Raw genomic sequence first — 8,247 nt, forward strand, 5'->3', positions numbered from 1 at the left:
TTTCAGGTGTATAGCTCCCCTCTCTTTTTGGAGAGGGGCTGGGGGTGAGGTCAAAAAACAAAGTATAACAAAAAAACTAAATTTTTTAACAAATTGTATTTCAAACACTTTGTACTTATAACTCACGTTGACTAATAAATAAAGTTTGAAAGTCAAATAGGCGTTTGATGTTCAAAAGTTAAAGAATTTGAGAAATTTACATACTAAACCCCAAAATTTGTAAGAATGACAACTAAACCACACCCTCCTTTTACTTGTACATATTCGCCCAATATCCCTGAATTTTTGTGGCAACTCAATGCAACCATTGTATTAAGCACCTACCAAGCAGGCAAATTGGTGTTTTTGAGTGCAACCGATTCGGAACGTTTGGTGCAACTGCCTCGCAATTTCAAAAAAGCGATGGGGATTGCTCTCAAAGATAACTACCTCGCTATTGCAACGGCTGATACAGTAGTGGTATTTTCTCACGATAGAAGCCTTGCTCCTCGCTACCCTGCCAAACCCAACACTTACGAAACGCTCTACGTACCCCGAGCCACCTATTACACAGGTTTTTTGGATTTGCACGATTTGGAGTGGGGCGATGAAGGACTTTGGGCGGTCAACACGCAATTTTCTTGTCTTGCCCTTATCAATGATAAATATAGCTTTGAGCCTAAATGGAAGCCTCATTTTATTACAGCTCTTGAACCCGGCGACCGTTGCCACCTCAACGGAATGGCTATGCAAAACGGCAAGCCTAAATATGTAACGGCTCTTGCCGCCACCAACGAACCTATGAAGTGGCGTGAATATAAAGTAAATGGTGGTATTCTGATGGACGTAGATACCAACGAAATCATTACCACAGGGCTTAGTATGCCCCATACTCCCAAAATTTACAAAGATAAAGTGCTTATTTTGCAGTCGGGAACAGGTGAACTCATTGAAGTTAATCCTAAAAATGGTGAAAAACAAGTGATTTACAAATTTCCCGGTTTTGTGAGAGGTATGGGTATTTACGAAGATTATGCCTTTATTGGACTTTCTAAATTGCGTACTTCCAGCAAAACTTTCCAAAACTTACCTATTTCCAAAGAATCTGTATTTTCGGGAGTAGCCATAATGTATCTGCCTCACGGTAGCATTGTGGGTTATATCAAATATGAGACCAGTGTTGAGGAAATATACTCGGTGCAGGTAATACCCAACGTAAGACGTCCGGGCATTGCCAACTTTGAAAAAGATGATTATCGTTACGCTTTGGTTACGCCTACGGAAACCTTTTGGGCTATTCCTGCTGATAAAAGCGATTACGATTCCGATACTCCCATAGTTCCAAAATCTCAGCAAAGTGGCGGAGATGTTAATTTTTCGTATGTAAATTAGTGCTTGGTGCAGATATTGCATTGTAAAGAAAAATTACTAATTTTGTGCAGATTTATTAACATTCCCTTTACACTAAAAACATACAAGATATGAAGCTACAACAGGTTGATGTTGTTGAAAATATAAGCCCCCAAGAGTTCAAGGAAAAGTATTACTTCCCTGAAAAGCCTTTGGTTATCAAAAAACTATCGGCAGATTGGGCGGCTTTGCAAAAGTGGAACTGGGATTATTTCATTGAAAAAGCAGGACATCATCAGGTTGGTGTGTATAATAATGTAAAAAGCGATGCCTACACGCCTGTCAATAAGGCTGATGATTATATGCTTTTTGGTGATTATTTGCGTGAGGTAAAAAAAGGTAATTTGGCTTTACGTATTTTTTTGTTTAATATTTTGGAGCATTGCCCCGAACTTACCCAAGATTTCACTTTTCCTGAGCATTTGATGAAAGGCTTTGTAAAGGGCTATCCGATGCTTTTTGTAGGGGGTGGCGGCTCCATTACGCATATGCACTTTGATATAGACCTTTCGCATATTTTACATACGCAATTTGTTGGTAGAAAACGTGTTCTACTTTTTCCGTTCAATGAGCAACACAAGCTCTATCGCAAACCTTGGGAAGTATTGAGCCTTGCAGATTTTACAAATTATTACGAAAAATTCAATTACAACGATTTTCCTGCTACCAAATTTGCCCAAGGCTATGAAATAGTTTTAGAACACGGCGATACGCTTTTTATGCCTTCGGGCTATTGGCATCATATGGAGTATTTGGAAAGTGGCTTTGCATTGAGCTTGCGGGCTTTGCACCCTTCGCTAAAAGTAAAAATAAAAGGAGCTTGGAATTTGTTTGGAATGCGTTATATTGACACGCTGATGAAAAAAACCGCTCCTCATTTTTGGTACAACTACAAAAAGCGGAAAATTTACAAAAAAGCGGAAGAGGTTTTGCAGAGCTAGCTGAAAATTATATTTGTTGATCTTAAACTAAAAATTATATTTATGAATACAAAAAGTTTTATTTCAAACTTTCTATGGCTGCTTTTTGCAGCCCCCAACTTTACTTTTGCACAAGTTAATGCCGCTGATCCTTGCTTGCTTGATAGCACTCCCCCCTATGTTTTGTCTGGTTGTGATTGTGTAATCCCTGTTATGAGTTTCCCAATTGGCTCATCTCCTTATCCAGTTCCTTTCGTACCTACTAGCGTAGGAGGAGAGGGTTGGATAAAGTTTGTTGCTACATCATCAGTTAGTATAGCAGGAATTGTAGTAACCTACAATGGAACATTTTCTATGGATAAGCCTACTGCTTTTATATACCAAGGTACTGATTGTAATACTTTGACTGGAGGAACGTTGCCGGCAGCTTGTCACCCTGGCTTTGAATTATGCCCTTTTACTGGAGAGAATAGTTCTGTTGATGTAATTACATTTAATCCTACACCAGGACAAATATACTACATCAGAGTTATTTTCCCTATAACTACTTCTCAATGCTCAATCCACTTTCAGCTAGGAAGCACACCAGGTTGTCCTTGTATGGTTTGCGATACTCCTCCTATTCCAGTATGTCCAGGACTAATACCGCTAAACGCTGAAAATATAAATATGACACTAAAAAATTGGCAAAACTCTAATATTTCTATAGATTGGAGTGTAAACTTTACATCTATCAAGTACTTTGAGGTAGAAAAATCTTATGATTTAATCAATTGGGGGTACATCTCTAAAGTTCCATTTGAACAGTCTAAAAATAAATACTCGTTTATTGAGAAAAAGCCCCTTGATAAAATTCATTATTACAGAATTAAGGCTATCAAATACAATAACTCTTATACCTACTCTAATATTCAAAAATTAAATAACGTTAACGACAACTCTACTGCAATAAAAACTTTTTTTATTCAACAAAACGATTTTTATTCTAATGATTTTTTGAAGAATAAAAACTATCAAATATTTGATACAAATGGTAATCTTTTGGTATCCAATAAACTACCAACAAATTCTATTAGATATTTACCCAAAGGACTATATATCATAAGACTATCGGAAGAATCTGGTAGTACAGAGAACTACTTTATCGTTAGGCTTATTATTTATTAGAAAAAAGTAAAAAATTACAAAAAAGCGGAAGAGGTTTTGCAGAGCTAAAACCCGCTTTGCTTGTAACAATGTTGGATAATCGCTTTTTCTTGTTCCGACAGGTACTTATTGCGTCTTGCCATCATTCTTTCAATCGCTTCAAAGGCTTTGGATAGTTCATACTGCTCAAAGCCTTTGGCTCCGCCCCAAGAAAAAGAGGGAATAAACTTTGGTGGAAAATCGCCCCCGAAAATATTGCAAGATATCCCCGCTACGGTTCCTGTATTAAACATTGTATTGATACCAGCTTTACAATAATCCCCCATTATCAATCCGCAAAATTGCTTTTGGGTGTCTATAAAATCATTTTTGGGGAAATTCCAGATTTTGACATTGCTGTAATTGTTTTTCAAATTGGAAGTATTGGTATCTGCTCCCAAGTTGCACCATTCAGCAATGACAGAATTGCCCAAAAAACCATCGTGGGCTTTGTTGGAATAGCCAAAAAGCACCGAATTGCTGATTTCCCCCCCTACTTTGCAATAATTACCAATAGTCGTATCACCACGCATTTTTCCACCAAGATTGATAACCGCTCCCTCGCACAAAGCAAAATTGCCTTGAATAACACTCATTTCTTGCACCTGTGCATTTTTGCCAATATAAATCACACCCTTTTCGGCGTTTAGCACACAAGCCTTCAAATCTGCTCCCTCTTCTACAAATATATTTTCAGGTTTGTAGGTAATTACGTGCTTATCTTCAATAGGTTTGCTTTTTCTACCTGCCGTAACCAAATGAAAATCTGACTGAATTTCTGCCCCATTGAAGGCAAAAATATCAAAAGGGTAGGAAATTTTGCGAATAGGCTCATTCCAAAAAATCTTGTTAGTCGCTTCGTTGCGGTAGGCTATCAAGGTATTTTCTGCATACAGAGCCTCTTTGCTGGCAAGTGTTTTAATTTTTTCGGCTAAAACCTTATTGGGAAGCACAGAAGCATTGATAAAAATATTTTCATTAGAAAATTGTGTAGGGTATTTTTCCGAAAGATAGTTTTCTGTTTGGTAAGAGCAAGTTTCTGCAAGGTACTTTTCCCATTTTTCCCGAATGGTCAGAATCCCTATCCGAATTTCGCTGATAGGTCTTATGAAAGTAAGCGGTAAAAGATTGGCGTGGTCTTCGTGGCTATCAAAAAGTATGTAGTTCATTATTTTCAGCATTTAATCATTAAAAATCCAAGCCCTCGCTTCCAAAAGATTGTTGAAAAAACGTACTGACTGCGGTTTTTGGGAATTATAGTATTGGAGTTTTTCTTTGCTAAAAAGTTCTTTGGAAAGCACCAAAGCTGTTTTTTGCTGATTTTGTGAATTGGAGAAAATCCATTCCAAAAGCGAATTGCTCACAAACTTTGCCTTATCGGTACGAATAAGCCATTTGGAAGCAGAAAAAAATTTTTCTTGTAGAAATACAAGCAAGTCATCAGGCGAATAAAAGCCCTCTAAATCTAAAATTTGAGCCTTGATAGTGTCGTCAAATTTTGTCATAAATGGCTGTTTCATTGTAAAAACTTTTGCAAGAGTGTCGCAATCGTTGTTTCTGTACTTTGAAAAATAATCTGAGGGAAAATTCCCAAAATCAAGCTCAAAAGCACTATGCAAGCTAATACAATTTTTTCTTTCCAAGAAATATCTGTCAAAGAGAGTGAGGGATTTTTCAGCCAAGTTTTGCCCAAAAACATTCTTTGGAGTGTCCAAAGAAAATATCCTGCTCCCAATACTACGCCCAATGCCCCCAAGAGCGGAACATAGGTAGGCAAAAACTCCGACTGAAAGCCCCCCATAAGTGTAAAAAGCTCTCCGATAAAGCCCGAAAACAAAGGCAAACCCAAAGAGGCAAAAAAAGCAAGCGTAACAAGAACACTATACGAAGGCATCAGCTTGAAAAGTCCGCTAAAATCATCAATCTGGCGGCTATGGGCTTTATCATATAAAATACCTACTATCACAAAAAGCAAAGCCGAAAGCAATCCGTGGCTAAACATCTGAAAAACTGCTCCATTCAAACCCTCGGGTGTAAGAGAAGCTATTCCAATCAGTACAAAACCCATATGCGAAACCGAAGAATAAGCAACCATTTTTTTGAGGTCTTGTTGTGCCAAGGCGTTCAATGCCCCGTACAAAATGGCTATCATTCCCAAAAAGCCCATAGCCAGCGAACTTTCTACGGCAATTTCAGGAAAAATAGGATATGCTATTCGCAAAATACCATAGCCACCAATTTTCAGTAAAATTCCTGCCAGCACTACCGAAATAGGCGTAGGAGCTTCTACGTGTGCATCAGGTAGCCACGTATGAAAAGGCACAGCAGGCAGTTTTATCAAAAAACCCATCACTAAAAGCCAAAACACCCAAAACCGATAAGATTGCCCCCAAAGCAGGTCTTTATTTTGCACTGATAAATAGCTATCCACCTCAAAATTTTCTTTTTTTGCCATTGCAAGCAAATTGAAACTATGTGTATCGCCTTCATTTACAGAAAGGTAAAGAGCTATCATTGCAACCAATATGAATATAGACCCCAACAAAGTGTAAAGAAAAAACTTAATGGAAGCATATTCACGTCTTTCGCCGCCCCAGATGCCTATTAGGAAATACATAGGCAAGAGCATAAATTCAAAAAACACAAAAAACAAGAAAAAATCCAAAGCAAGGAATGTACCCATTACAGAAGTAGCCAAAAGCAAATACAAAGCAAAATAGCCCTTTATTTTCTGATGAATATTCCAAGAAGCCCAAGCCCCAATCCAAAGCACTATGGCGGCAAGTAAAATAATGCTGGCATTGAAGCCATCAAGCCCAAGGAAATAATCTATTTTGAGTTTCCAACTACCCCAATCCAATTGTATCCACTCGTGTTTTTCTGAAAACCAAAGCGGCTCGGTGTAGTTTTTGGGCAAAAAAAAGTAAATATACCCCGCCACAACCAAAAGCAAAGAATTAGCTGTTATTGTAATTGTTTTGGAATAGTTTTCAAATTTTTTGGGCAAAAGCACAACTACCAAAAAGGCTATCAGTGGAATGAAAAGCAGAAAGCTCAGCCACATAGAGTTCAAGGTAAAGGGTTGAAGGTAAAGTAGCAGGCGTAAAATTACAAAGAAAAAATGCTTACTCCAAAACTACTTTGATATGCTTTGAAAGATAAGAAGTGCGAATGTGTAAGAAATAAACCCCTTTGGGTAAATTTTGCGTTATGATGCTGAATTGTGCTTTTCCTTTGGAATCCCCTTCTACAATGAGCTTTCCCTGTGAGTTGAAAAGACGAATTTGAGCATTTTCACTCTGCAAGAATCGTATTTCTAAACTTTCACGAGCAGGATTGGGCATCACCTGAAAATACTCATTACTTTCCAAAGCCGTTACTGGCGGCGGATTGCTGGCATTACTCCCACAAGCTCTATCTAACTCTTTTTTTACAGCCTGAAAAATATCATTTTCTACGGCATAAAAAGCCGATTGCGAAGTAGTGGCATAGGCAGTTTCCGAGCCATTGGTTACAAAAATGACCGCTTCTTTGGTTGGAACACTGAAATACCAATCACTAATCAAGCCGTATGCTTCGCCTGCGTGCCCTACCATTTTTTTTCCAAGCACTACATCACAGCGAGAGCGATTAGTTATGCTATGAAGCCCCAAAGTCCATTCATTAAAAAGGCAATAATAATTATTCCCGTTGGTGCCGTTGTAAGTCCATTGAGGCTCTAACATTGTGTTTATGGTAGAATTGTTCAGAATACGAATGTTGTTGTAAATGCCTTTATTTATCATCAGCAGAGCCAAAACCCCCAAATCTTTGGCAGAAATACGCAATCCGCCTTGTGGGGCAAATATAAAGCCATTGTTGCCAATGGTATAAGCACTCAAATCGCGTGGAGGAGGCATTACGCCATTGTAGTTATCCAGCTGTGGCACCCAATTCGTACCAGTTTTCCGATATAGTACCGCCACTTGATTGATATTGCTCAGGTCTTGAATATTGAAAGAAGCATCTAAACCAAGTGGCTGAAAAATATTTTCTTTACAAAAAACATCAAAACGCTTGCCCGAAATTCGCTCAATAAGCGTACCGATAACTCCATAGGTTACGTTGGCATACGAAAAATAAGTGCCCGGCTCGCGGTTCAAGAACATATTAGCCGTATAGTATGAACCCGAAGTCGTAAGAAGTTGGGAAAGATTGGGCGGGGTTGCATTGTTGTAGGTATCGCTTAAAAAACTTTCATAGCCCGAACCATCGTTGAGCGAAGCCGTATGCGAAAGCAACATTCGGAAGGTTATGGCTTTGCTTGGAAAATTGGGGTTTCGTAAGGAAAAGTTAAGATAGTTATTCACATCATCATCAAGTTGAAAAAGTCCTTGCTCCCAAAGTTTCATCAAAGCCATTGCCGTAATAGCCTTAGAAATAGAGGCTATACGATATTTGGTGTTGCTATCTATGGGAATATTTCGCTGAAAATCGGCTAAACCCTGATAATGACTGAAAGATACTTTTCCATTGCAAATTCCTACCACCGACATACCCATTAGCTTGTAACGCGTAAAGATTTGGCTCAAATCTGCTTGCACGTTAGTTTGAGCAAAAAGATATAAAGGTAAGCAGAAAACCCACACAAAAGCACCTAAACGCATCTTACTTCAATTAAAGTTTGCTTAAAAATAACGTGAATTATAAGTCTAACTTATTGTTTTCAAGGGATTTAAATAAAAAAACTTAGGGTAATTGAAAAAATGATTAA

The 8,247-nt window shown here is 38.2% G+C and carries 7 protein-coding genes; 3 read left to right on the plus strand and 4 right to left on the minus strand.

Features of this window, described 5'->3' with window-relative positions; all coding sequences use genetic code 11:
* The first annotated feature begins 225 nt into the window (after window positions 1-225).
* From ACWITO_RS13980 to ACWITO_RS13990, 3 genes are all read left to right on the plus strand, one after another.
* Entirely contained in the window at window positions 226-1,371 is a 1,146-nt protein-coding gene (locus tag ACWITO_RS13980) for a TIGR03032 family protein (protein WP_448530612.1), read from the plus strand.
* A gap of 89 nt (window positions 1,372-1,460) precedes the next feature.
* Window positions 1,461-2,330: a cupin-like domain-containing protein gene (locus tag ACWITO_RS13985; protein ID WP_448530613.1), complete on the plus strand. Its 870-nt coding sequence runs from the start codon at window positions 1,461-1,463 to the stop codon at window positions 2,328-2,330.
* Window positions 2,331-2,372: 42 nt separating this feature from the next.
* Window positions 2,373-3,476, plus strand: a complete 1,104-nt coding sequence (locus tag ACWITO_RS13990) for a T9SS type A sorting domain-containing protein (RefSeq protein WP_448530614.1) — start codon at window positions 2,373-2,375, stop codon at window positions 3,474-3,476.
* Window positions 3,477-3,520: 44 nt separating this feature from the next.
* Here the strand turns inward: ACWITO_RS13990 and ACWITO_RS13995 are convergent, their stop codons facing one another.
* From ACWITO_RS13995 to ACWITO_RS14010, 4 genes are all read right to left on the minus strand, one after another.
* Window positions 3,521-4,663, minus strand: coding sequence for a GlmU family protein (locus ACWITO_RS13995; protein ID WP_448530615.1), 1,143 nt, complete (start codon window positions 4,661-4,663; stop codon window positions 3,521-3,523).
* A gap of 12 nt (window positions 4,664-4,675) precedes the next feature.
* Entirely contained in the window at window positions 4,676-5,014 is a 339-nt protein-coding gene (locus ACWITO_RS14000) for a hypothetical protein (protein ID WP_448530616.1), read from the minus strand.
* The gene (locus tag ACWITO_RS14005) at window positions 5,011-6,558 is read right to left on the minus strand and encodes a complex I subunit 4 family protein (protein WP_448530617.1); all 1,548 of its coding nucleotides are present in this window, start codon (window positions 6,556-6,558) and stop codon (window positions 5,011-5,013) included. The genes ACWITO_RS14000 and ACWITO_RS14005 overlap by 4 nt, the downstream gene beginning before the upstream one ends.
* Window positions 6,559-6,619: 61 nt before the next feature.
* Window positions 6,620-8,140 (minus strand): serine hydrolase, encoded by a 1,521-nt coding sequence (locus tag ACWITO_RS14010; protein WP_448530618.1) that lies wholly within the window; start codon window positions 8,138-8,140, stop codon window positions 6,620-6,622.
* Window positions 8,141-8,247: the final 107 nt, after the last annotated feature.

Source organism: Raineya sp. (assembly GCF_053497555.1).

Excerpts from the sequence above, each read along its gene's own strand:
- ACWITO_RS13995 (WP_448530615.1), bottom strand. The coding sequence starts at position 4,663 with ATGAACTACATACTTTTTGATAGCCACGAAGACCACGCCAATCTTTTA.
- ACWITO_RS13990 (WP_448530614.1), top strand. The coding sequence starts at position 2,373 with ATGAATACAAAAAGTTTTATTTCAAACTTTCTATGGCTGCTTTTTGCA.
- ACWITO_RS14010 (WP_448530618.1), bottom strand. The coding sequence starts at position 8,140 with ATGCGTTTAGGTGCTTTTGTGTGGGTTTTCTGCTTACCTTTATATCTT.
- ACWITO_RS14000 (WP_448530616.1), bottom strand. The coding sequence starts at position 5,014 with ATGAAACAGCCATTTATGACAAAATTTGACGACACTATCAAGGCTCAA.
- ACWITO_RS14005 (WP_448530617.1), bottom strand. The coding sequence starts at position 6,558 with ATGTGGCTGAGCTTTCTGCTTTTCATTCCACTGATAGCCTTTTTGGTA.
- ACWITO_RS13985 (WP_448530613.1), top strand. The coding sequence starts at position 1,461 with ATGAAGCTACAACAGGTTGATGTTGTTGAAAATATAAGCCCCCAAGAG.
- ACWITO_RS13980 (WP_448530612.1), top strand. The coding sequence starts at position 226 with ATGACAACTAAACCACACCCTCCTTTTACTTGTACATATTCGCCCAAT.